Genomic DNA, 26,426 nt, shown 5'->3' on the forward strand with positions numbered 1-26,426 from the left:
CTCAAAAGGAACGGGAACATTCTGTTCCCTGTTCCCTAGTCCCTGCTCTCTTGTTTTATAACAAAAATCACAGTCTTTTCTTGATTAGCGGAACATACTACTAACTGAACTATCTTCGTGAATCCGCCAGATGGTTTCCCCTAGTAGATTAGCTACCGAAAGCACTACTAATTGTGGAAAGCGGTTGCTTTCTACCATAGGAATTGTGTTGGTGACGATAACTTCTTCAAACAAACCACTACAAGATAAACGTTCAATCGCGGGTGGGGAGAATACGGCGTGAGTTGCACAGGCGTATACCTGATTTGCTCCTTCTTCACGTAGCAATCTTGCCCCCTCGGCAATTGTGCCACCAGTGTCGATCATGTCATCAACTAAAACTGCGGTTTTGCCTTTGACATCGCCAATGACATTTAAGACTTCGGCGACATTATGAGCTTGGCGACGTTTGTCAATGATGGCTAAAGGCGCATCATTGAGCTTTTTTGCAAATGCTCTAGCCCGCGCCACACCACCGACATCGGGAGAGACAACCACAATATCAGATAATTGCTTGCTCACTAGGTAATCGAGTAAAACTGGTGAACCGTAAACATGGTCAAAGGGAATATCGAAATAGCCCTGAATCTGGGCTGCGTGCAAATCCATAGCCAGAACACGAGCCGCACCTGCTTGAGTTATGAGGTTAGCAACCAACTTGGCAGTGATTGACTCTCGTCCTGCGGTTTTGCGATCGGCACGAGCATAGCCATAGTATGGAATTACTGCTGTTACCTGTCGCGCGGAAGCTCGACGACAGGCGTCGATCATAATCAATAATTCCATCAAATGATCGTTAACAGGTTGACAGCATGGCTGGATCAGATATACATCGCAACCCCGAATCGATTCTTGAATTTGAACGTAAAGTTCTCCATCCGCAAATCTTTTACGGATCATTGGCCCCAAGTCCATGCCCAAATAACGAGCAACTTCTTGAGACAGTTGTATGTTGGCAGAGCCAGAAAACAGCCGTAGGCGATGATTCTCAGTCAGTCCTGTTGTAGTCGGCTGCACTTTAAAAGCGGTAGAACTAAGCACAGCAGATCCTCGATGTGCATTCATGGCAATATTATCATCAGAGATTTAGCAGATTTAACCGAAAAATAGACTAAGAAAACATCTGTGAGTTTTGTTGAAGCTTTCATACAAACTTTAAACATTTCTCCATAAAACTATCATTCGCTAATGATCTAATCTTTCTGACGAACCAACCATTATGAGTTTAACTGACATCAATTCTGTCTACTAGCTCTATTGTTTAAATTTTTAGGATTGAGATCAACAACCCCAATCTGACAAAAATTTGGTATGGTAGATTCCTGCTTCTAACTACCTTATTCCTAACTGAGAGTAAAGTCTTGACAGCTTGAGTGATATTGAAATTGATTCCCAAAGAGTAAAACACTTATAAATAAGCGTCTAAGGTGCAGCTGATTATTCTATGATACTAGCGGCAAATTAATAAACTAGCAGACTTGATTTTAGATTTTAATTTACAGTCATCAGCTCCAAGAGCATCTGCATTTCCCACAAAGCTCTTATTTTTATGCTTTCAGCCCATCTTGGGTAAAATTGCTACAGTGTTTAAAAGCCTGTGCTTTGTGTATCAAGCGTGTGGCAGTTAATAACGCGGGGTATTGGAAGTTTTTAGTAGCGGAGTTTACCATTGCTACGTATATAGATTTTTCTTCTAAGTACTTCATCCTTTAAGTAACTTTCTTTGCAGTTGCAAATATACTCAATCAATTGATCATGCAACCACCCATCACAATTGGCACTGTCTTACAAAATCGTTACCGCATAATTCAAATTCTCGGACAGGGGGGATTTGGTAGAACCTATCTTGCAGAAGACCAGAGGCGCTTTAACGAGCTTTGCGCCCTCAAAGAATTGATTTCAGCGGCAATGGAGGCTGAGGCTTGGCAAAAGGCGCAAGAGCTTTTTCACCGAGAAGCCGCGATCTTGTATCAAATAGACCATCCACAAGTTCCTAAATTTCGTGAACGATTTGAGCAAGACCAGCGGTTGTTTTTAGTGCAAGACTATATTGCAGGTAAGACTTACCGGACTTTGCTGAGTGAGAGACAAGCTGTAGGAGAAACCTTCACAGAGATAGAAATTTTGCAGTTAGTTCGCTCTTTGCTGCCTGTCTTAGAGCATATTCACAGCCGGGGGATTATTCACCGAGATATTTCGCCAGAAAATATTATTTTGCGAGATGGCGACAGCAAGCCTGTATTGATTGATTTTGGGGTGGTCAAAGAATTGGCTACGCGATTGCAATCTCCAGATAGCGCGTCGTCAGTCACTACTGTGGGAAAATTAGGCTACTCTCCTAGTGAGCAAATGCAAACTGGGCAAGCTCTTGCTTGTAGCGATTTATATGCTTTAGCGGTGACAGCGATTGTGTTGTTGACTGGTAGAGAACCAGCTAATCTTTATGATGAAAACCAGCTAGGTTGGCATTGGCAGAGGTGGGTAAGAGTTAATCCACAATTTGCTTTGGTTTTGAATCGCATGTTAAATTATGCACCAGGCGATCGCTACCAAAGTGCCGCTGATGTAGCTCAAGCGTTACAATTTCTCGATCAACCCGATATCCCAGCGCCCAATGTGTCCAATTTCCAAACGATGGCTGTGGGTCACGCCGATTCAGTACAATCACCGATTGCGTCTGATAAACCTGATCCAGTAATTCCATCTAACCGTGAACGCTCGGTTTTAGATAATCCATTAGCGATCGCTGCTATTGGCAGTGCTGTAGTTATCTTAGCTGGGTTTGGTTCTTGGGCCTTGGTGAGTGCTATCCGCAGTCAGTCGAATACATCAGAAAAAGCAGTACCACAAACTTTCCCTTCACCAGTTGTTTCTGGTGGCACAACATTTACATCTACACCTACGCCTACTACACCCATATTTACCAACGATCAGCCTGTTGTGTACAGTAGACGCCTCAATTTAGGGCCAACTAACATCACTTTAGTTGAGGACACTATCAAGTCCAACCAAACTATTCAGTACACTTTTGCGGGTGAAAAGGGGCAAATTGTCACTGTCATTGTTGATCCAGTCAGCGATATTTTACTATCAATCTTAGCTCCCAATCAAAAACCAATTGATAGTCAATCACAAGAAGTAATATCTTATGAGGGGACACTACCTACAACTGGTAAATACACCATCGAGTTACGCCTCAATCCGGGAATTGCTGCTAGTAACTATAGCCTTAATGTTTCTTTAGAAACTCCCTTTAACCCAACACCTACACCAACCTCAACACTGATACCCACACTAGTGCCCACATTGACGCCCACACTCACACCAACCCCTACAGAAATACCAACCCCTACAGAAATACCAACACCAACGCCCACAACTAGCGAAGAACAAAATATTCCTCCAGTTAATCAAACACTAGAACCATTTTCTGAGGACAGAAATTTGCCTTAAGTTTTAAAAGTATTGGGTGAATAGAATTCGCTACTACACAAAACTTAATCCACCTCCGTGGACTAACCAAAAATTAGGTATTTCAAATCCCTTTGTGTGGGTTTCGTCGAAAATATTTCTTCCCCACTCCCCACTCCCCACTCCCCACTCCCTATTTTCTCTAATAGCGAATTCGTGGATCTACATAAGCATTTAAAATATCAATTAAGATACTTGCCGTTACCACGATCGCTCCAAAAAATACCATAATTCCCTGTACAGTTGGATAATCCCGCTCGGTAATCGCTTGATATAAGCGATTTGCTAATCCTGGCCAGGAAAATGTTACCTCAGTCAAAATTGCTCCGCCCAAAAGAGAAGCAAATGTCAATCCTAAAACTGTAATTACTGGGATTAAAGCATTTTTTAAAGCGTGGGAAAATAAAATCTTTTGTTCAGGGATGCCTCTTGCTCTGGCTGCTTCTACATAATCTGCTTGCATGGTTTGCTTTAAATTCACTCGCACAATTCGCTCAAAAATTCCACTTAGCAAAATTCCCAGTGTGCAACTCGGAAGAATCAGATAGTACAAAGCAGTAAAAAATTGTGTGAGATTGCCGTGTAACAAGCTATCTATTGTGTATAGTCCAGTCAAATTTTGTGGTGTTGGCAGAACTGCGGGAAAGCGTGTTCCTAAAGGCAACCATTCCAGCTGAACTGCAAAAATTAATTGCAAAACCATTCCCGCCCAAAACATCGGCAGTGAGTAAGTGATAATGCCAAATAACCTGCCGCCTACATCAAGAGGTGTTCCAGGACGAGAAGCGGAAATTGTACCTACCGCAATACCGACAATCAAAGCAGTTGCAATACTAAATACCGCCAACTCTGCCGTTGCTGGGAAGTGTTGCCAGATAATATCCCATACTTTCTGGCCTCGACTACTAATAGAACTTCCCATATCGAGTTGTAGTAACTTCCCTAAATAATTGAGGTATTGTAACCAAATAGGAAGGTTTAAACCGAGTTGTTTACGTAATTCTTCCTTAGCACTTTCTGGCGCACGTCCACCAAGAATTGCATCCGCTGGATCTCCTGGTGTAGCTCTAAGTATAAGAAAAACGATTGTGACAATAGTTAACAACTGGAGTGGAGCTAAAAGCAGGCGACTAGTTATGTAATATGTTATGGCTTTTGAACGAGACATATATGGGTAATTCGTAATTCGTAATTCGTAATGACGCTCGAGGACTCGCTCTAAGCGAAGCTATGCCGTAGGCTTTACGCTGCGAAGCGCGTAATTCGTAATTGGGGACTTGTACTAAGCGTACCCCAAAGGTAAAGCAAGCTACGCGTAGCGTCTTTGACAGGAGAAGTAGAAGTATTAGGAATTGGTAACTAGATAAATGACAAATGACTACTTTGTAATCGTTTTATATACTAAATTTTGGGTGGGATCTAGTTGAACGTCGTTCATACCTTTTTGAGCAAAAACAAAGTCTTTGCTTTGCCAAAGGGGAACATAAGGTACTTCATTTGCTACTATTTCTTGGATTTCGGCAAATAGTTTACTACGAGCTTCTGGGTTTTGTGCTTGACGTTGTTGATCAATGAGTTTGTTCATGCGATCGCTATAATAAAAAGACCCCAAAGACTTACTACCACCGTCTTGACATCCTTTTTTTATTGAGCCTTTGTCACAAGCTAAAAATGGTTGGATGTAATTATCTGCATCCAAAAAATCGGGATACCAATCAAACAAAACTGTTTGATATAAACCATTAGGAATCTGTCGATAAAATGTCGAAGAATCGACAGCAATGATATCAAATTGCAAAATCCCGTCTAATGTTTTCTTAGCTAAAGCTTTAAGTACTATAGCCGTTAAACTGCTAGTAGCAGAGCTAGCACGATACCAAATTTCTACCTTTGCTGGATTGGTTTTTGAGAATCCGGTTGATGTCAGTAGTTGTTTAGCTTTTTCTGTATTGCTATCGCCATATTGCTTTTTAAAAGTTGGCAGGGAAACATCTAAAGTCGTTGGTATCATACTGTAGGCTGCTTCAGATTGATTATACAAGACTCGCTCTTGAATTACCGAACGATTCACCATTGCAGCGATCGCTTGTCTCACAGCTGGGTTATCCAAAGGCTTTTGATTGCGATTGATCGCCATGTAGGTCATCACACTACCCTGATTCGGGATTGCTTGCCAATCACCTTTTTTGGCTTTTTCTACCAAACTGCGAATTTGATCAGGATCCATAGAAAGATAAGCCACATCTACTGCTTTTTTACGGAAAGCATTATATAAATTCACCCCACTGCTGAGAATTTGCACGTTAATACCGCTATTAACTGGCTTTTTTCCCCAATAATTTTCAAAAACATCAAATTGTACTGATGCCGGGCCAAAATTGGCTAATTTATAAGGGCCAGTACCCACAAAAATATTCGGCTGAAATTTTCCCTCACCAATTTCATAAGCCTTGGGTGAAACTGCACAAACCCCAGAAAACGCTAGTAGCGAGGGAAAAGCTGCAAAAGGTTTTTTCAGCTTGAGAGTCAACTCATACTCACCTGTAGCTTGCACTGATTCCACTTCCGATAGCAAAAAGGCGGGTTTACCCTTATTTTCAATAAAGCGCTTAATGCTAAACGCCATAGCCTCTGCATTGAAGGGTGCGCCGTCATGAAAGACTACTCCCTGGCGTAGGGGGATAGCATAAGTTAAACCATCTGAACTGACTTTAGGTAATGCTGTAGCGAGTTGAGGCTTAATTTCCGTGCTTCCTGGTTCGTAGGTGTAGAGGCGATCGCTCATATTAAACACCAGACCCAAGGATGCTAACTCATAAGCATCAGCTGGATCAAGCGTACGCGGTTTCTGCGTTGTACCTATAGTAATGCGACCACTACCTGTAGAAGTAGGTGCTGGGGTAGTGATATTTTGTTGAGAACTGCAACTAACGACTAAAAATAAACATAAACAGAATAAAGATAACAATTGTATGATTCGACCCCATCGGTTCACGGACAAGGAAAACCAGGCCATAGCATTAAAATTTTTTGAAATTAGTGGTCAAATTAAGAAGCAGGGGGCAGGGAGAGAGAAAGTCGTTTTGATTGAGTTAAGTTAGATAATTTATTTGTTGGAGTTCCTTAACAAAGCCTTCTTCGGTCAGTAATCGTACTATATCTATGGCTCATACACCCAATTCTTCACATAACTAAATTAATATTTGTCAACCCTCTCAGGGAGAATTAAAAATTAAAACCAAGACGCTTAACACTCACGCTAGGTATCGTGGTTAGCAAGATTTTACTTTTTCATACGTAAAATTGATGGTTTAAATGCCTTTTTTGCGTAAATTTAAAATTAAAAAAAGCACATTGTTTTTGTTACAAACAATCATTGACAAAAAACAAAATTTGTCATTTGTTAAGTGTGCAAAAGTTTTTGTTTATTAAATTCAAAATGTAGACTAAATTTATCGTAAATTCATAGTCATCAGGGAACAGGTTTGTTAAGCTTTGACCGTAGCTCAAGTGCTATGCATCAAGAATTGGATGTTGCTGCTGAGGCATAAGCTGCATAACTCCACTTAAAATCTCGTATTCATAACATCATTGTGAACAACAGATTGAAAGTTTAAATAGTGAGACTAAAACAGTGAAGTATTTCTTTCTATCTGAGGGATGGATAGTTGCCAGAGTATGGGCATCTGATGGACTTTGGCAAATAACTGCATGGCGACGCCAACCAGATATTCAGCGAATGAATATTTGTTTAGTAGAACAAAATGAATTGCTATGGCTTTATCGAGTGGAAGAAGCCATTCTCACCGTAGAAGTGAAGCCAACAACACCAGTAGTAGCCAGTAAAACCATCGGTCAAGTAGTACTCAAGCGTTTGATGAGTGCCGAACAAGTCATCGAACGCCTTGGTAAAGCTGAGACTAAGTGCCAACTGCAAAATATTCAATTGGTGGTGCAGTAGGGGATTGGGGACTGGGGATTGGGGATTGGGGACTGGGGACTGGGGATTGGGGACTGGGGACTGGGGACTGGGGACTGGGGAATGGGGAATTGATTATTCTCCGTGTCCCCGCGTCCCTGCGTCCCCGCGTCTCCCTCATCCCCCTCATCCCCACTAACCGTAACAATACGCAAATCAAATCTCTGACTGGGGTTGGTAGCGAAATAACACTGACATGCTACGCGATCGCATCAATTTACACGCTTGCAAACAATTCCATCAATAGTTACACTTTTTAAAACATTCTCATTTTTGCTTGGCGATCGCTATCCTACGGGTTACAGTACCCCAAGTGTATTAGCATCGCCAGACTGACCACTCTGTCTAACTCACAAGACTAAGCTGTGGTCTGACTCAGGCTCTGGCAATAAAAAAACAACAGAGAGTTTTATGAGTGGCGGTGAGATAGCCGCTTAGTAAGGTTAGCCCAACCTAAGCGACTATTAACCCATAAATCCCCCAAGGACAGGGTTTTCGCACCTCAAAACCTCAGTAAGAAAACTGCTTTGTAAACTAACTCGTCGAGGAGGAGCGTAGTCGATGGGACTACCCTGGTACCGAGTACACACAGTCGTTCTGAATGATCCAGGGCGATTGATTTCTGTACACTTGATGCACACAGCCTTGGTGGCAGGCTGGGCCGGTTCGATGGCACTATACGAACTAGCTATTTATGACCCCAGCGATCCTGTTCTTAACCCTATGTGGCGTCAGGGTATGTTCGTGCTACCCTTCATGTCACGTCTAGGCGTCACCCAATCTTGGGGCGGTTGGAGCGTTACAGGTGGCCCAGCAACTGACCCTGGTTTCTGGTCATTTGAAGGTGTTGCTGCGGCTCACATTATTCTTTCTGGTTTGTTGTTCCTAGCTGCTGTATGGCACTGGGTTTACTGGGATTTAGAACTATTTAGAGATCCCCGCACAGGCGAACCTGCACTAGACTTGCCAAAAATGTTTGGCATTCACCTATTTTTATCTGGTTTACTTTGCTTTGGCTTCGGTGCTTTTCACCTCACCGGATTATTTGGCCCAGGAATGTGGGTTTCTGATGCCTTCGGTGTCACTGGCAGCATCCAGCCAGTAGCGCCAGAATGGGGGCCAGGTGGGTTTAACCCATATAACCCTGGTGGGATTGTGGCTCACCACATTGCCGCCGGTGTTGTTGGTATTATTGCTGGTTTATTCCACCTCTCAGTACGACCCCCCGAACGGCTCTACAAAGCACTACGGATGGGGAACATTGAAACCGTACTTTCTAGCAGTATTGCAGCGGTATTCTTTGCCGCTTTCGTTGTTGCTGGTACTATGTGGTACGGTAACGCTGCTACCCCCATTGAGCTGTTTGGCCCTACCCGCTACCAATGGGATCAAAACTACTTCCGTCAAGAAATTGAGCGTCGCGTCCAAAATGACGTTGCTCAAGGTGCAAGTCTCTCCGAAGCTTGGTCACAGATTCCCGAAAAACTCGCTTTCTACGATTATGTCGGTAATAGCCCCGCTAAAGGTGGTCTATTCCGTACAGGGCCAATGGTCAAGGGCGATGGTATTGCCCAGTCTTGGCAAGGTCACGCCGTATTCAAAGATTCCGAAGGTCGGGAGTTGACCGTGCGCCGTCTCCCCAACTTCTTTGAAACTTTCCCAGTCATTTTGACCGATGCAGACGGCATTGTCCGTGCTGACATCCCCTTCCGTCGCGCAGAATCTAAGTATAGTTTTGAGCAATCTGGCGTTACCGTTAGTTTCTACGGTGGCGATTTAAATGGCAAAACCTTTACAGATCCCGCTGACGTGAAGAAATATGCCCGTAAGGCTCAAGGCGGCGAAATCTTTGAATTTGACCGGGAAACCTTGAACTCTGATGGTGTATTCCGTACCAGCCCCAGAGGTTGGTTTACCTTTGGACATGCTGTATTTGCTCTGTTGTTCTTCTTTGGTCATCTCTGGCATGGCGCTCGGACAATCTACCGAGATGTATTTGCTGGTGTTGACGCGGATCTAGAAGAGCAAGTTGAGTGGGGTCTATTCCAAAAAGTGGGTGACAAATCAACCCGCCGGAAGGAAGCTCTCTAACAAACTGGGTACTGGGGACTGCGAATATACTCAGTACCCAATACCCAATCCCCTAGCTTGATACACTATTATTACTGGCTGGATAGGAAGGAACTAGTAATATGGAAAGCGTTGCATACATCTTGATTTTGACCCTGGCATTAGGTGTTCTTTTCTTTGCGATCGCATTTCGCGAACCCCCCCGCTTTGAGAGAAAAGATAAATAGTTTGCAGACACCAGATTTTTAAGGAAATGTAAACCTAGTACCCGTTGCTATCAGGCATGGTGGCAGCGGGTATTTGATTGTCAGTTGTTTTTGGAACATTAACCACTGACTAATCTTGTTAGATGTGATATGATCTCTTTTCTGGGACTTAATATGTGTTATGGCTAGCTTTTCTACGCTAGGATGAGAAGAGATGTAGTTGTAGACTGCCAAAAAAATGCTTGCATATACATCGCACTTGCCACACAACCTTTACGGAGACTAAAAGCAGGAACAAATCAGCATGGTCAATCAGAACTTAACCGCTACAGAAATTGGATTCACTCACGAAGATTTCGCTGCTCTACTAGACAAATACGACTATCATTTTAGCCCTGGAGATATTGTACCAGGAACAGTTTTCAGTATAGAGCCGCGCGGCGCTCTGATTGACATAGGTGCTAAAACAGCAGCTTATATACCTATACAAGAAATGTCTATTAACCGGGTAGACAGCCCGGAAGAAGTCTTACAATCAAACGAAACGCGAGAATTTTTCATCCTCACCGATGAAAATGAAGATGGTCAGTTAACCCTTTCCATTCGTCGCATTGAATACATGCGGGCTTGGGAACGCGTGCGTCAGTTGCAAGCAGAAGATGCAACTGTCCGCTCTGGCGTGTTTGCAACCAATCGTGGGGGGGCATTGGTCAGAATCGAGGGGTTACGTGGTTTTATCCCCGGTTCCCACATCAGCACCCGCAAGCCCAAAGAAGAATTAGTAGGCGAAGAACTGCCCTTAAAATTCCTAGAGGTAGACGAAGAACGTAACCGTCTAGTTCTATCTCATCGTCGAGCGCTAGTTGAGCGCAAGATGAACCGCTTGGAAGTTGGCGAAGTAGTAATTGGTACAGTTCGTGGCATCAAACCTTACGGTGCATTCATTGATATCGGCGGCGTCAGTGGTCTATTGCACATCTCCGAAATCTCCCACGAGCATATTGATACACCTCACAGCGTTTTCAATGTCAATGATGAAGTGAAGGTGATGATTATTGACTTGGATGCAGAAAGGGGTCGGATTTCCTTGTCTACCAAGCAGCTAGAACCAGAACCCGGTGACATGATTAAAAACCGCGATTTGGTTTACGACAAAGCAGAAGAAATGGCTGCTAAGTATCGAGAACAGCTACTAGCTAAACAGCAAGGTGCTACCGCAGCACCCGCAGTACCTGAAGCAACTGAAGCAACTGAAGTAACTGAAGTAACTGAAGCAACTGAAGCAACTGAAGTAACTGAAGTAACTGAAGAAACGGAAGCAACTGAAACTGTAGTAGCTGCGGTTGAAGAAGATATCCCACCAGCAACCGAAGTGGATGAAGAGATTCCATCAGCAATAGAACTTGATGAAGAAATCCCACCAGCTATTGATGAATAAGAAGTTGTTCTACAAATAAATAACCTACACAGAGGGAAAGTCCCTCTTTTTTTATGGCGTAATTCCTTGATGCTGAGGGAACGCCAAACGCATCAAATCCCTCAGTAAAATGGAATATTTGAGTGTTACCCATTTGATAGTGATGATTCTGATTCTAGGAGTTGAGCAAGTTTGTGAGCTATGGCAAATTGCTCAACTGACTGAAATTACTACACCCCCGCTTTCATTGGCTAACCTATCTACTGCACACACAGCATAGGTTCCTGGTTCGACGGTGGCAAAGGTTGTACCAGCTGATAAAACCCGTTGGAGTGTCCAAGTGTCGCCACTTTTGCGATACAGTGTCCAAGAACGAACTGGTTTATCGTCACCAGGCTGCCAACTTAGTTTACTGTTTTTGACTTGTAATTCTTTTGGTGGGGCTAGTGATATTGGATTTTGCCAGGACATCGTAGGTACCAGTGCAGGTTTAGGATAATATGAATTGTTGAAATTGTCATAAATGCCTTGGCGATTGTCAGCGATCGCACTCATACTAAAAAAGATATTCCCTAGTGACAAATCTCCCGCCAGATTGCGACTAATCTTAATCTGCTTTTCAATTTCTTCATTCTTCCAAGCTTTACCGTCCAATTGACCGATATTGTTCCCTGCATAGATGTGTCGTTGCTTGGGATTGACTTGTGTCCACCATTTCAGCAATGCTTGGTAACTCTGTTTTGTTTGGTCAGTACGCCAGTAAAGTTGAGGGGCGATATAATCCACCCAACCTTGTTCTAACCATTTCTTAGAATCAGCATACAGCACCTCGTAGGCATCCAAGCCAGTCACCCCTGCTGGTTGTCCAGGGCGGTAGATACCAAAGGGACTAATACCAAATTTGACGTAGGGCTTTGTGGCTCTAATTCCTTCAGATAGGCGTAGTACCATTTGATTAACATTTGCCCGTCGCCAGTCGCCTAAGTTGAGTCCACCACCAGATGCTTTGTAAGCGGCGTAGGTTTTCTCATCGGGGAAAGACTTACCTTGGATGGGATAGGGATAAAAATAATCATCCAAGTGAACCGCATCTATATCATAACGACGCACAACATCAAGAATGACGTTGTAGGCTCTATCTTGCACAATTTTCAAACCTGGATCCATCCACAACTGACTACCCCATTGGTAAACTACTTCTGGGTTAGTTACAGCTATGTGGGGGCGGACATTGGGCGAACTTTTGGTGCTGGTTTTAGCGCGGTAGGGGTTGAACCAAGCGTGAAGCTCAATATTACGCTTGTGACATTCTGCGATCGCAAACTCTAATGGGTCGTAAGATGGTTCTGGTGCTTTCCCTTGAGTTCCTGTAATCCAAGCACTCCAGGGTTCTAATTGAGAAGCATACAAAGCATCTCCCTCTGGCCGCACTTGCAAGATTAAGGCGTTGAAATTTAGCGCTTGTAATTTATTAATAATCTCGGTGAGTTCGGCTTTTTGTTGAGCAACGGGGAGTCCTGCTTTTGAGGGCCAGTCACTATTCCAAACAGATGCTACCCATGCCCCCCGGAACTCACGCCGATGGCTAACTTTGATACTACCAGCAGGTATAGGTGTGGGTGTTGGCGTCGGTGTTGGCGTCGGTGTTGGCGTCGGTGTTGGCGTCGGTGTTGGTGTTGTGAGTGTTTGGGGGACGACTATATAGGCGGAGTTAATCTTTGGTGCTTTACCCAGATAGACTAAAGCTTGATAAATGATCACCGATACATCAGCACGAGTTGCGGCTATGGTCGAGTTGAGTAATTTGATATTGGGGTGACTGGCGACTAATCCGACACGAGTAGCGATCGCTACTTGATTTTTAGCATAACTTGCGATCGCAGCTGCATCTTGATAAATTTGTGGTAATGCATTCAGCAAGTCAGGCTGGATCTTAGCGGCTAAATCCAAACCATTGACTATAGCTACTAAAACATCGCCCCGAAAAATCCGATCATTGGGGCGGAAGCGTTTATCGGGGTATCCAGAGATAAACCCTGTTTCGTAAGTTTTTTTAATTGCATTTATTGCCCAGTGATTAGCTGGGACATCAACAAAAGGAACATATTGCCGCTTGGGAGGTAGAGCAAAGACAGCCCCTATAATAGCGGCAAACTCAGCGCGAGTGACTGAGTTATCCGGGCGGAAAGTGCCATTGGGATATCCATTTAATATACCACGCCCCGCCAAGGCCTCGATGAACGGGCGTGCCCAATGGTTTTGAATATCCGAGAAGGAAGTAGAACTAGATACCATTGTGATTGCAGCTAGCTAGCCTTGATTTGATTGCTTCTGCTAATTTACCAAGATCGAAGCGATCGCTGCTGTTTTATCGTATAAACTTTATCTTTTTAGCTTTTCAGGTAGTCGCGCAACTGCCTTAAAATACTGCATTAATTCTCCTCTTGTGGGATGGGCCGAAAAGCCATTGGTGTCAACTTAACATAGAACCGATGTCCCGCAAGGAACTTCAGTTCCTTGCTAATAGCGAAAGTCATCTAAAGATGACTGAATATCCCCCAAGATTTTGAGTCTACTTCAGTAGACTTGAGCTATTAGCCAAGAAATTTATTTCTTGGCGGGTGAGGAAGCCAACACCGAAGCTATTTCTAGCTTAAGTTGACACCAATGGCGTCTTGCCTGTCCATAGCAAGCTTTACTTTGAAACCAAAAGCTTTACTAGCGCTCTCTAGCACGAAAATTCAAGAGTCATAAAATTTATGACGAATACACAAACACAATTGAGTTTTGAGGAATATCTTACCTACGATGACGGGACTGATAATCGCTATGAATTGGTTGATGGAGAACTAGTGATGGTTCCATTACCAACAGGCGAACACTCAGATGTAATTGATTTTTTGTCTGATACTTTTAAAGCAGAAATTAGCAAACAAGGACAACCTTGGATAGTCAAACGTGATGTGGGGGTGTATGTAGGCATTAACCCTAAAACGGGGAAAGACCGCTCTCGCACTCCAGATTTATGTGTTATTACTCAAGCACAGTAGACTAAAGTTAAAGCTGATAAAACTCAATCTGCTGTTTTGAAAGATGCGCCACTATTGGCTGTAGAAATTGTTAGTCCTAGCTCTCAAAAAACAGACTATAAAATTAAGGAGCAAGAATATAAGAGCGTAGGTATTTCTGAATATTGGATTGTAGATCTGAAAAAATATCAAGTTATTGTTTTATTGCTGATTGATGGCATCTATAAGCAAACAGAATTTTCAGGTAACAATAGAATTGTTTCTTTTATTTTTCCAAATTTGACTCTCACAACACAGCAAATTTTAGCAGTTTAAGCTGAGTTGCTCGGGAGCATTCCCAGTCCTTTTAAATCAGCATCCCAGCAATAGAAGCGGTGATAAAACTGGCAAGTAATCCACCAATCATTGCCCTTACACCCATGCGAGCTAAATCATGTTGGCGTTGTGGTGCCATCCCGGCAATGCCACCAATAGTAATCCCAATTGAACCAATATTTGCAAAATTACACAATGCATAAGTGGCTATAATTACTGCCCGTTGCGATATTTTGCCACTCTCAATTAATGTTTTTAAATCTAAGAAAGCAATAAATTCATTGAGGATAGTTTTCTTACCCAACAATGCCCCCACTTGTGTACAATCAGCCCAAGGCACACCCATCAAAAAGGCTACGGGAGCCATCACAAACGATAAAATCCACTCTAATGATAGCTGCGCCAAACCAACACGCGCCCCCAACCATCCCAGCAGGGCATTGAAAGCAGCCAGCAAACCCAAAAAAGCAATAATCATTACCCCAACGTTAACTGCTAGCTTCACGCCGTCAATTGCTCCGGTAGTTGCGGCATCAATTACATTAACGTAATCGGTCTCTAAATCCATCTTGACTTTACCAGCTGTTTGTGATGTTTCTGTTTCTGGATATAGTAATTTTGATACCACCAACGATGTAGGTGCAGTCATAAAAAAAGCTGCAATTAGGTGTTCTGCCGGTATCCCAAAGGAAAGATATGCTCCTAAAACTCCGCCGGCAATTGTAGCAAAACCTCCTGTCATCACTACATGGAGTTCTGATTGCGTCATGTTAGCTACGTAAGGCTTAACCATCAGTGCCGATTCTGTAGGCCCTAAAAAAATGTTACCTGCACAAGATAAAGACTCCGAACCTGATGTTTTCATCGTTTTGATCATCACCCATGCCAATACATTCACTACTCGCTGCAAAATGCCGTAGTAATATAAGACGCTGATAAAAGCTGAGAAAAAGATAATTGTCGGCAGTACCTGAAAAGCAAATAAATGATCTTTAAAATTTTCTCCAAACACAAATTTGGCACCAACATCAGAGAATGCTAAAAAATTACTAACAATATCTCCCAAAGATTTGAACACATTTAAACCCCAAGGAGTTTTAAGTATTACTAATGCAAGTATAAATTCTAATCCCAATCCCCATGCTACTGTGCGCCAACGCACTGCATTACGTTTCACAGAGAAAATGTAAGAGATAGTGACAAAAAATATGATTCCTAAAGCAGAGATAACACGTTCCATGTTTAATTCTGAAGAAGTGAATTCCCTCCCAAATGAGGGTTCAGAGTTTGTGATTCAAATACCAATTATGCCTTAAGTAGATAAAATTCCAACCCAAAATCCACCTTGCGATGCTAGCCAATTATCTGGTAGAACGACCATGATTTTATCTGGCGTGTTTGTAATTAGGGGGATTGGAGACTGGGGATTGGAAACTGGGAAATAATTTTCTTGATCCGAATTTACATTACGCAATGTCAATCCCTGATCCCCAGTCCCTCACAGACTGCTATTCGACATAACACACGATCTACAGGGAGAATACTGCGTGAAAATTGGCGCTCACTACTTGGGTAACGGAGAGTGCGAGTTTACAGTTTGGTGTCCAACATTAGAAAGCATCGCGGTGCAAATTTTGACACCACAAAAACAAGCAATTGCACTCAAACATCAGGCAGAGGGATACTGGCAAGCAAAAGTTAATGATGTGTATCCAGGCACAATGTATCAGTATGTTTTGAATGGCCAAGACACCCATGCCGATCCGGCGTCGCAATATCAACCCGATGGCGTTCACGGTGCGTCTCAAGTTGTTGATCATCAGTTTACATGGACGGATCAAGCTTGGGATGGCATTTCACTAGAATCGATGATTTTCTATGAACTCCATGTTGGTACATTCACGCCCGAAGGAACCTTTAGCGCTATCATTCCCCGCTTATCAGAATTGCAGGAACTAGGGATTAATGCCATTGAAATCATGCCGATCGCCCAGTTTCCGGGCGATACTCATATTGAGGCAGCTTTGACATACCGTAACTGGGGTTATGACGGCGTTTACCCGTTTGCTGTGCAAAATTCCTACGGTAGCCCTGCTGATCTCAAGCAGCTAGTAAATGCCTGCCATCAAAACGGCATTGCTGTAGTGCTGGATGTGGTTTACAATCACTTTGGCCCTGAAGGGAATTACATGGGTCAATTCGCACCCTACTTTACCAAAACCTACAAGACACCATGGGGCGACGCGCTGAACTTCGATGACGCCCATAGCCAAGGTGTACGAAATTATTTCATCCAAAATGCGCTGTATTGGTTGCAAGAATTCCACATTGATGCTTTGCGGTTGGATGCAATTCATGCAATTTATGATTTAGGAGCTAAGCATTTTTTGTGGGAATTAGCGGAAGCTGTTGATAATTTTTCACAGCGGCAAACATGGCAACGCCATCTAGTTGCCGAAAGTGACTTGAATAATCCGCAAATCATTCGTCCACCAGAATTGGGTGGCTATGGCATCGATGCCCAATGGAATGACGACTTTCACCATGCATTGCACGCTCTCTTAACAGGCGATCGCCAAGGATATTATCAAGATTTTGGCAAGTGTGCTGATTTAGCAAAAGCTTACACAGATACTTTTGTCTACGATTGGCGCTATGCTCCCCACCGTAAACGATTTCATGGCATATCTTGCCGCGATCGCTCTTTATCACAGTTTGTCGTGTGTATTCAAAATCACGACCAAATCGGCAACCAAATGAAAGGAGAACGGCTTTGGGAGCGGATATCATTTGAGGGATTAAAGTTAGCAGCCGGCGCTGTACTGTTGTCGCCATATTTGCCACTGCTGTTCATGGGAGAAGAATACGGCGAAACTGCACCCTTTATCTACTTTGTTAGTCACTCCGATCCCGATTTAATTCAAGCCGTTCGCGCTGGACGCAAACAAGAGTTTGAAGCATTCCACTACGCACAAGATCCACCAGATCCAGAAGCGGCGGAAACCTTCTTGCGTTCTAAACTCAACTGGCAATTACGCCACGAAGGTCAGCACAAGATACTGTGGGAATGGTATCGCCAGTTAATTAATTTGCGGAAGACGCACCCAGCACTTTTAAAACAAGACCGTAACTTTATAGAAGCGGCTAGCGATGAAGATAAAAAATTAGTTATGGTGCGGCGTTGGTGCGAGACAAGTGAGTTAGTTTTGGCGATGAATTTTAATTCATCTGCTGTCAGTGTAACTTTGCCAATTCCAGGTAATAGTCGCAAACTCCTAGACTCAGCAGATACCTCATGGTTGGGATCTGGTTCTCAAGCACCAGAGGATTTATCTGTGGGGCAAGAATTGACATTGCAATCTACCTCGATAGTTTTGTATGAAACTAATTCGTAATGACGCTCTTACCTTGCTCTAAGCGAAGCTATGCCTTAGGCTTTACGCTGCGCTAACCTACCGCTACGAAGCGCGTAATTCGTAATTATGGTTACAAATACAGAGTTATTATTCCAGTAATTCAGAAAAGTAGGTTGGGTTAAGCGAAGCGCAACCCAACAAAGCAATGTTAATGTCGGGTTTCGTTCCTCAACCCAACCTACGAACTATTCCCCAGTCCCTATTCCCCAAAAAACAAAACCATGCGTATTCCTTCAGCAACTTATCGAATTCAATTCACACCCGAATTTGGCTTTGAAAACGCTCAAGCGATCGCTTCTTATTTAGCAGATTTGGGTATTTCTGATTTTTATGCTTCGCCAATTTTTAAAGCTAGAACTGGCAGTACTCATGGTTATGATGTAGTAGATGCAGCACAACTCAATCCCCAATTAGGAACTACCGAGTCTTTTGAGGCATTAGTCAGCAAATTACAATCCCTTGGTTTGGGGTGGCTACAAGATATTGTACCTAACCATATGGCATACAGTAGCGAAAACCCCTATTTGATGGATATTTTGGAACATGGCCCAGATTCTAGCTACACTGATTACTTTGATATTTGTTGGAATTCACCTTTTGGCGATCGCGAAGAACGAATTTTAGCTCCTTTGCTGGGAGACTTTTATGGTGTCTGCTTAGAAAACGGAGATATTCAACTGCAATATGAACAAAGTGGTTTAACTGTCAACTATTACAGCTTAAAAGTACCACTGCGGTTAGAGTCTTACACCAAATTTCTCACCTACAATTTAGGCAAACTCACGCGGACATTAGGACGCAATCATCCTGATTTTATTAAGTTATTAGGGGTTCTTTACATTCTCAAAAATGTACCTTCAGAAGTAGCAGGAAAACAGCGACAAGACCAAATCGCGTTTATCAAAGGTTTAGTTTGGGAACTCTACACTACAAACGATGCTATTCACGAATTTATTGACGAAAACCTCAAAACTTTTAATGGAGAGGCGGGAAATTCAGAAAGTTTTAACTTGCTAGATGATTTACTGAACGATCAATTTTACCGTCTTGCCTTCTGGAAAGTAGGAGCGGAAGAAATGAATTACCGTCGTTTCTTCACTGTCAACGAACTAATTTCCGTCAAAGTTGAAGATTTGCGCGTATTTAACAACACCCATAGTTTGATTCAAAAATTGGTTGAGTCAGGTAAATTTACTGGCTTACGCATTGACCATATTGATGGGCTTTATCACCCAACCCAGTATCTAGAACGGTTGCAAGAAAAGATGGGTGATGTTTACATCACTGTAGAAAAGATTTTAGAACTTACTGAAGATTTGCCTAATAACTGGAAAATTCAAGGCACATCAGGATACGACTTTTTAAACTATGTAAATGGTGTATTTTGCCAATCGGAAACTGAATCTTGGTTCGATAAAATTTACCATGCTTTCTTGGGTGCAAAAGTAAATTATTCATCCTTAGTTAAAGAGAAAAAACAACTAATTTTAGATAAGAATTTAGTAGGAGATCTGGATAATTTAGCTAGTTTATTAAAGAATATTTCCAGCAAATATCGCTATGGCAACGACTTTACACTGAATGGACTCAAACGAGCGATCGCCGAAGTTTTGACGCTGTTCCCGATTTACCGTACCTACATCACCCCTGATGGCATTCAAGATGGCGATCGCGTTTTTATTGGGGAAGTAATTAGCGCCGCTAAGGAACAAACACCCCTCTTGCAGCACGAGCTGGACTTTATCGAAAAGGTGATGTTATTAGAGTTTGATAACTCTCTCAATCAAACAGAACGCGACCAATGGATCTACTTTGTTTTGCGAATGCAGCAATATAGCGGCCCCCTAATGGCCAAAGGCGTAGAAGACACTACATTATATGTTTACAACCGCTTGCTATCACTGAATGAAGTGGGCGGAAATCCCAGTCATTTTGGTGTTTCTGTAGCTGAGTTCCATCGCTTTAACCAGCAGCACCAAGCCAACTGGCCCCATACAATGAACGCCACAGCCACCCACGACACCAAGCGCGGTGAAGATGTGCGAGCCAGGTTAAATGTGCTGTCAGAAATTCCCGAAGAGTGGGAAGAACAGGTAAATATTTGGAGTCACTTTAATCAAGGACATCGCAGCCATCGCCACGGCTTTGCCATGCCTGATCGCAACGATGAATATTTCCTTTATCAAACACTAGTAGGGGCTTTTCCCTTTACCGAAGACGAACATGCATCTTTCGTTGAACGTGTCAAGGAATACATGATTAAAGCCATCCGGGAAGCGAAAGTTCATACTGCATGGTTGCGGCCAGACAGCGAATACGAACAAGCTTGCACCTCCTTTGTAGAAAAAGTGCTAGATCCTGCGGTTTCGGGGCAATTTCTCGAAGCTTTTTATCCCCTACAGCAGCAGGTTGCATACTATGGAATGTTCAACTCCCTCTCGCAAACTTTCTTGAAAGCCACTGCAACTGGCGTACCCGACTTCTACCAAGGAACAGAACTTTGGGAGTTGAGCTTAGTTGACCCAGACAACCGCCGTCCTGTAGATTTTGAGCAGCGACGTACTTATTTAAGCGCCATCAAAGAGCAAATTCAGGCAGATATTCTCGGCTTAATACAAGATTTGCTCAGCCACAAGACCGACGGCAGAATCAAACTGTTCTTAACAGCGCAAGTACTCAAAGCCAGAACAGATTATCGTCAGTTATTTCAAGATGGCGACTATCTCCCATTAGAAATTCAAGGAACCCACGCTAATCAAGTTATTGCCTTTGCCCGTCGCTTGGGCAATCAAACAGCGATCGCGATCGCCCCTCGCTTTTTCACTCGCCTGATCAAACCAGGAAAAGACCCTTTAGGTGAATCGGTATGGCAAGACACACAGCTAGAATTACCAAACAGTAATTCCACTTGGAAAAACGTCCTGACTCAGCAACCCCTAGAGGCAAAAGGAACATTATCTATTGGTGCCGCCCTGGCTGATTTTCCAGTTGCGTTGTTAGTCAGTAATTGAGGGAGTGGGGAGTGGGGAGTGGGGAGTAGGGCATTGGTGTCAACTTAAGCTAGAAATAGCTTCGGTGTTGGCTTCCTCACCCGCCAAGAAATTTATTTCTTGGCTAATAGCTCAAGTCTACTGAAGTAGACTCAAAATCTTGGGGGATATTCAGTCATCTAAGAATGACTTTTGCTATCAGCAAGGAACTTCAATTCCTTGCGGGACATTGGTTCTACGTTAACTTGATACCAATGGGAGTAGAGGGAAGACGCGGTGACGCGGAGAAACTTTCATTTATACTCCCCGCGTCCTCTTAATTCCCCAGTCCCCAATCCCCAGTCCCCAGTCCCAGTCCCCAATCCCCAGTCCCCCCATTCCCAAAACATATGATGAACACTCAATCAACTTTTGCTACTAAGCAAATCAATGCCGTGCGGGCACATATTAAAAAAACGTGGAAAACGTTAACGCGATCGCACGAACATTTATTACAATCAGCCAAAGATGACAAGTTAGAACACAAGCCCGGTACTCCTTGGATTGTCTATATTTCGCCCCAAGAAGATTGTCCCAATGTTCAGTCTGTGTTGGAGCGCTCATTGTCTGCTAAGGATATGGAACAGATTGCGATTCGCACTTTACCAGCAGAAGTTGAGGCGATTCGAGGCCATGGGTTGCTGTATTTGCCTGGGCCTTATGTTGTGCCTGGTGGGCGCTTTAATGAAATGTATGGCTGGGATAGTTACTTTATCTTGCTGGGATTGTTGCGAGATGGAGAATTGGATTTAGCGAAAAGCCAGGTTGAACAACTGCTATATCAGGTGCAGCATTACGGTACTATCCTAAATTCCAACCGGACTTACATGTTGTCGCGATCGCAGCCCCCCGTCCTCAGTATGATGGTGATGACGCTGTTTCAACATACCCAAGATGAAGAATGGTTGAAGTCAACTGTGCCTTTGCTAGAGCGATTTTACTATTACTGGGTGGTACCGCCTCACCTTAATCCAGCGACGGGCTTATCCCGATTTTATGCCTTTGGGGACGGCCCCGCACCGGAAGTTTTGTTCTCTGAGCGAGATGAGGAAGGGCGAAGTCACTATGAGCGTGTTAAGGAATATTACCGCACCTTTGAGGTAGAAGATTACGATGTGAGTCTTTACTATGACCGGGAAAATGACGAACTGACCAATTTATTTTACAAAGGCGATCGCTCCATGCGTGAGTCTGGCTTTGATATCACCAACCGATTTGGCCCTTTCAGTATTGATATCTTGCACTACGCTCCCGTGTGCCTCAACAGTTTACTGTATCAAATGGAGCAAGACTTAGCGCAAATTAACGAGATTTTTGGCAACGAAGACTTGGTGCAACAATGGCGCGAACGGGCAGAGAATCGCCGCAATCAAATTAATAAGTACCTGTGGGATGAAAAACAGGGACTTTACCTAGATTATCACCTGCAAAATGGAGAGCGCCGCCGCTACGAATTTGCCACCACATTTTATCCCCTGTGGATGGGCATGGCTTCACCAGAACAAGCCAAACGCGTTGCCGAAAACATCTATGTGTTTGAAGCGCCGGGAGGAATTTTCACCAGCACTCGTGTTACAGGTAATCAATGGGACGCACCCTTTGGTTGGGCACCCTTAACATTGATTGCTGTCGAGGGACTGCATCGTTATGGTTATCAGCAAGAAGGTGATGCGATCGCTCACAATTTTTTGGCTATGGTAATTAAAGAATTCGAGCGTCACGGTACCATAGTTGAGAAATATGATGTTGAGCGTTGTTCTGCTAAAGTCTCCGATGAAATCTGCTTCGGCTATAGTTCCAACGAAATCGGCTTCGGCTGGACTAACGGAGTCGTTTTAGAACTACTAGCAGCATTGAATTTGTAAACCCTCAAATGATACCGAACAGGGAAAAAGCAAAGGTTTGAAACTTTCCCCACAAGCAGCACGAATTAAATAATTCGTAATGACGCGACGCTCCTGTGTCGCTCTAAGCGAAGCTATGCCGCAGGCTTTACGCTGACGCTATCGAGGACTCGCTACCGCTGCGCTAACGTGATTCGTAATTCGTAGTTACGTCTGATGTGAATTAGAATACCGTTGATGAATGCAACAATAGCCCTCATCTCCCAACCTCTTCTCCCAAGTGTGGGAGAAGAGGAGCAATTTCAAAGTCCCTCTCCCAAACTGGGAGAGGGATTTAGGGTGAGGGCAAAGATTTATGACATCAGCAAGACCAATTTTTCCCAACTTAATTCACATTAAACGTTAATTCGTAATTCGTAGTTAAACAATTCAAAATGACGCTCTCTACGAGACGCTAAAAGCAAACGCGGACTCGCTACCATTGCGTTAACAAAATTCCCCATTCTCAATTCTCAATTCCCATGCCCTCAAACACCTTACTCATTACTGGAACTGATACAGAAGCTGGCAAAACTGTTTTAACTACAGCTTTGGCAGCCTATTGGCAGAAATATCATCCACAGCAATCTTTAGGAATCATGAAACCGATTCAGTCGGGAGTAGGCGATCGCGAGTGGTATCAAAAGCTGTTTACACTAGAACAATCTGCACAAGAAATCACACCTTTATATTTTCAAGCACCTCTGGCTCCTCCCATTGCAGCAGCAAGGGAAAATCGTTCTGTGGATTTAGCGGTTGTCTGGCAAGCTTTGTCAAATCTGCAAAAGCGTCGCGATTTCGTCCTTATAGAAGCCTTGGGAGGGTTAGGTTCTCCAGTCACAGAGGAATTGACAGTAGCTGATTTGGCAGGAGAATGGCGTTTACCAACTATATTAGTAGTACCAGTAAGATTAGGTGTGATCGCCCAAGCAGTTGCGAATGTAGCATTAGCTAGACAATCACACGTGGATCTCAAAGGCATTGTAATCAACTGCGTGCAGCCCCGTTCGGATGCAGAAATAGCAGACTGGACACCACCAGATTTAATTCAATCACTAACTAATACGCCTGTTTTAGGCTGCATACCTTATTTAGATCACCCTGCTGATTTAGAAAAACTTGCCAAAGTGGCATCAGATTTAGATTTGGAAACACTCAACACTTTCTGAGCAATTAAACTGAGAAGATAATCTAAGTTAGCTTTGTTTAAACTAGCTTGTCTTCACATGGTTTCCACATTCCCAAACCCTGCTTCTGTTGACCTCTCTCGTATCCGGCTGGCAATCCGCTCATTGCAACCACAATTAACCGAGTGGCGGCGTCGATTGCATCAACAACCAGAGTTGGGTTTTCAAGAAAAACTGACAGCTGAGTTTGTTCGGTATAATTTACAAGAATGGGGAATAGAGCATCAAACTGGCATTGCTCAAACTGGCATCGTTGCCACCATCAAAGGCGAACAACTCCCCACTGCCAAAGTATTGGCGATTCGAGCCGATATGGATGCTTTGCCAATTCAAGAACTCAACGAAGTGCCCTACAAATCTCAGCATCAAGGAGTGATGCACGCTTGTGGACATGACGGACATACAGCGATCGCTCTAGGTACAGCTTACTATCTTCAGCAGCATCGCCAAGACTTTTCTGGAACCGTCAAAATTATCTTTCAGCCGGCGGAAGAATCACCAGGGGGCGCAAAACCGATGATTGATGCTGGGGTATTGAAAAACCCTGATGTTGACGCAATTATCGGATTGCACTTATGGAATAATCTGCCTTTAGGAACGGTGGGCGTTCGGAGTGGGGCATTAATGGCGGCTGTAGAGTCCTTCAATTGCACGCTTTTTGGCAAAGGTGGACATGGGGCTATGCCTCATCAAACCATTGATTCTGTAGTAGTTGCGGCTCAAATTGTCAACGCTTTACAAACAATTGTCGCTCGCAATGTTAATCCCATTGATTCGGCGGTGGTTACGGTAGGTGAACTACACGCAGGAACCAAACATAACGTAATTGCTGATACAGCTAAAATGAGTGGGACAGTCAGGTATTTTAACCCCACTTATCAGGGATTTTTTGCACAACGAGTAGAGCAGATTATTGCTGGAATTTGCCAGAGTCACGGCGCGAATTATGACTTAAAATACTGGGGACTTTACCCTCCAGTAATCAACAATGCAGAGATTACAGAATTAGTGCGATCGGTAGCAGAACAAGTAGTAGAAACCCCTATGAGTGTCGTCCCAGAATGCCAAACTATGGCTGCCGAAGACATGTCATTTTTCCTCCAAGAAGTACCTGGTTGCTATTTCTTCTTAGGTTCTGCTAATCCAGACAAAGACTTAGCCTATCCTCATCATCATCCCCGGTTTGATTTTGATGAAACTGCTTTAATCATGGGCGTAGAAATATTTGTTCGTTGCGTAGAAAAGTTTTTTAACAGGGAAAACTAGGTTGCCCACAATCCTCCGTGGTTTCAACCTACCTTGTATGAAATTTTAGCCTTGACACGCTAGTAGTGGCGTAACATAACTAAAATAGTGTATTAGAAAAACTCTTGTGGTATGGGCATCTTGCCCGTCTGTGGGGGTTTTTCCATCCTGTCCTACCAGAAAATTTATTGCATCATTTTAGCTGTGTCAGTCCAGTAGTGACGTGTCTAGCCTTAAATGTTGCATTAAAAATAACTCTTGTGGGATGGGCGTCTCGCCCGTCCGTGGTGGGCAAGATGCCATTAATGTCAACTTAAGCCAAAAATAGCATACTCATTGGGTGTTGTTCGCCAGCCAGGGAATATAATTCCCTGACCGAAAAGATAGGTACAAGCCCCGTGCTTCGTTTCCCGGCTTTTTGATAGACTAGAGGAATCCGCAACACAGGCAGAGGCTCGCACTTCGGTGGAGGAACCTGTCTCGCAACGGGCGGCAAATCCTGAGAAAGTTTTGGCTCCTAGGGAGCGCACGGAATTTTCTCTACTCATCGGCGGGGCACGTCGAGGTGAAGCTTGGTGAGGGTAAAGTCGATGGACTAAGCGCGATCCAAGAATCCCCGAACTTCAGGACGGGGAGTGTCAATAATTGCTCAAGTCTACTTCAGTAGACTGAAAATGTTCGCGCTATTTAGTCCTCTTCAGAGGACTTTAGCTATGAGACAGGGATTTATAATCCCTGACGGACGTGCGGTTTCGCGTTAAGTTGACACCAATGGCTTTTCGGCCCACCCCACAAGAAAACTTATTACATTATTTTAGCCTGGTCGCGCTAGCAGTGGACTGTTTCAGCTAATTTAGTGCATTAGATTTAATGACGTAGGTTGGGTTTCGTTCCTCAACCCAACCTACAATTTTTTTATAACATTTAAGGCTAGACACGCCACTACCTCAGCAATATATGTCTAACCTTTAGATAAGTAAAGCTAATATTGGCAATCAGTTTTACAAAACTTAAAGTACTTGATTAAATTTTGTAAAGCAATGTAAATTATTTTCATAGGCACAAACGCCTAACACATACATACGTAAACGAAAAGCAATCATAAAACCATGACCGCAACCTTACAACAGCGCCAAAGCG

The 26,426-nt window shown here is 43.5% G+C and carries 16 protein-coding genes and 1 pseudogene; 12 read left to right on the plus strand and 5 right to left on the minus strand.

Annotation, left to right across the window (positions count from 1 at the left end):
• Nucleotides 1-84: 84 nt before the first annotated feature.
• Nucleotides 85-1,104 (minus strand): ribose-phosphate pyrophosphokinase, encoded by a 1,020-nt coding sequence (locus tag AC5JMF_RS04985; RefSeq protein WP_495794620.1) that lies wholly within the window; start codon nucleotides 1,102-1,104, stop codon nucleotides 85-87.
• 690 nt (nucleotides 1,105-1,794) lie between these two features.
• On the opposite strand from AC5JMF_RS04985, the gene AC5JMF_RS04990 reads away from it, so the two are divergent.
• Nucleotides 1,795-3,492 (plus strand): protein kinase domain-containing protein, encoded by a 1,698-nt coding sequence (locus AC5JMF_RS04990; protein ID WP_495794621.1) that lies wholly within the window; start codon nucleotides 1,795-1,797, stop codon nucleotides 3,490-3,492.
• A 160-nt stretch (nucleotides 3,493-3,652) separates the two neighbouring features.
• Here AC5JMF_RS04990 and AC5JMF_RS04995 read toward each other — a convergent pair whose 3' ends face one another.
• Nucleotides 3,653-4,678 (minus strand): ABC transporter permease, encoded by a 1,026-nt coding sequence (locus AC5JMF_RS04995; protein ID WP_495794622.1) that lies wholly within the window; start codon nucleotides 4,676-4,678, stop codon nucleotides 3,653-3,655.
• 210 nt (nucleotides 4,679-4,888) lie between these two features.
• The gene (locus AC5JMF_RS05000) at nucleotides 4,889-6,526 is read right to left on the minus strand and encodes an ABC transporter substrate-binding protein (protein ID WP_495794623.1); all 1,638 of its coding nucleotides are present in this window, start codon (nucleotides 6,524-6,526) and stop codon (nucleotides 4,889-4,891) included.
• Between the two features lie 618 nt (nucleotides 6,527-7,144).
• On the opposite strand from AC5JMF_RS05000, the gene AC5JMF_RS05005 reads away from it, so the two are divergent.
• From AC5JMF_RS05005 to AC5JMF_RS05025, 5 genes are all read left to right on the plus strand, one after another.
• A complete protein-coding gene (locus AC5JMF_RS05005) occupies nucleotides 7,145-7,471 on the plus strand; it encodes a hypothetical protein (protein ID WP_495794624.1) in 327 nt (108 codons plus the stop codon).
• Entirely contained in the window at nucleotides 7,435-7,749 is a 315-nt protein-coding gene (locus AC5JMF_RS05010; RefSeq protein ID WP_495794625.1) for a hypothetical protein, read from the plus strand. The genes AC5JMF_RS05005 and AC5JMF_RS05010 overlap by 37 nt, the downstream gene beginning before the upstream one ends.
• 301 nt (nucleotides 7,750-8,050) lie before the next feature.
• Nucleotides 8,051-9,580 carry a photosystem II chlorophyll-binding protein CP47 gene (gene psbB, locus AC5JMF_RS05015; protein ID WP_495794626.1) on the plus strand — a complete coding sequence of 510 codons (1,530 nt, stop codon included), beginning with the start codon at nucleotides 8,051-8,053 and terminating at the stop codon, nucleotides 9,578-9,580.
• Between the two features lie 101 nt (nucleotides 9,581-9,681).
• Nucleotides 9,682-9,786, plus strand: coding sequence for a photosystem II reaction center protein T (locus AC5JMF_RS05020; protein ID WP_495794627.1), 105 nt, complete (start codon nucleotides 9,682-9,684; stop codon nucleotides 9,784-9,786).
• A 283-nt stretch (nucleotides 9,787-10,069) separates the two neighbouring features.
• Nucleotides 10,070-11,203 carry a 30S ribosomal protein S1 gene (locus AC5JMF_RS05025; RefSeq protein WP_495794628.1) on the plus strand — a complete coding sequence of 378 codons (1,134 nt, stop codon included), beginning with the start codon at nucleotides 10,070-10,072 and terminating at the stop codon, nucleotides 11,201-11,203.
• Nucleotides 11,204-11,395: 192 nt separating this feature from the next.
• Here the strand turns inward: AC5JMF_RS05025 and AC5JMF_RS05030 are convergent, their stop codons facing one another.
• Nucleotides 11,396-13,477 (minus strand): glycoside hydrolase family 10-like protein, encoded by a 2,082-nt coding sequence (locus AC5JMF_RS05030; protein ID WP_495794629.1) that lies wholly within the window; start codon nucleotides 13,475-13,477, stop codon nucleotides 11,396-11,398.
• A 464-nt stretch (nucleotides 13,478-13,941) separates the two neighbouring features.
• Between AC5JMF_RS05030 and AC5JMF_RS05035 the strand changes: the two are divergent.
• Nucleotides 13,942-14,526, plus strand: a pseudogene (locus AC5JMF_RS05035) (Uma2 family endonuclease).
• A 31-nt stretch (nucleotides 14,527-14,557) separates the two neighbouring features.
• On the opposite strand, the gene AC5JMF_RS05040 reads toward AC5JMF_RS05035, so the two are convergent.
• Nucleotides 14,558-15,766 (minus strand): NupC/NupG family nucleoside CNT transporter, encoded by a 1,209-nt coding sequence (locus AC5JMF_RS05040; RefSeq protein ID WP_495794630.1) that lies wholly within the window; start codon nucleotides 15,764-15,766, stop codon nucleotides 14,558-14,560.
• A gap of 307 nt (nucleotides 15,767-16,073) precedes the next feature.
• Between AC5JMF_RS05040 and treZ the strand changes: the two genes are divergently transcribed.
• The 5 genes from treZ to AC5JMF_RS05065 all read left to right on the plus strand — a co-directional run bounded on the left by treZ (nucleotide 16,074) and on the right by AC5JMF_RS05065 (nucleotide 25,307).
• Complete coding sequence (gene treZ / locus AC5JMF_RS05045; RefSeq protein WP_495794631.1) at nucleotides 16,074-17,921, plus strand: malto-oligosyltrehalose trehalohydrolase; 1,848 nt, start codon at nucleotides 16,074-16,076, stop codon at nucleotides 17,919-17,921.
• A 242-nt stretch (nucleotides 17,922-18,163) separates the two neighbouring features.
• Nucleotides 18,164-20,953, plus strand: a complete 2,790-nt coding sequence (gene treY / locus AC5JMF_RS05050; RefSeq protein WP_495794632.1) for a malto-oligosyltrehalose synthase — start codon at nucleotides 18,164-18,166, stop codon at nucleotides 20,951-20,953.
• Nucleotides 20,954-21,321: 368 nt separating this feature from the next.
• Nucleotides 21,322-22,836: a trehalase family glycosidase gene (locus AC5JMF_RS05055; protein WP_495794633.1), complete on the plus strand. Its 1,515-nt coding sequence runs from the start codon at nucleotides 21,322-21,324 to the stop codon at nucleotides 22,834-22,836.
• Nucleotides 22,837-23,336: 500 nt separating this feature from the next.
• Nucleotides 23,337-24,023: a dethiobiotin synthase gene (bioD, locus tag AC5JMF_RS05060; RefSeq protein WP_495794634.1), complete on the plus strand. Its 687-nt coding sequence runs from the start codon at nucleotides 23,337-23,339 to the stop codon at nucleotides 24,021-24,023.
• A gap of 57 nt (nucleotides 24,024-24,080) precedes the next feature.
• A complete protein-coding gene (locus AC5JMF_RS05065) occupies nucleotides 24,081-25,307 on the plus strand; it encodes a M20 family metallopeptidase (RefSeq protein ID WP_495794635.1) in 1,227 nt (408 codons plus the stop codon).
• Nucleotides 25,308-26,426 lie beyond the last annotated feature (1,119 nt).

This window comes from Desmonostoc vinosum (assembly GCF_059505385.1).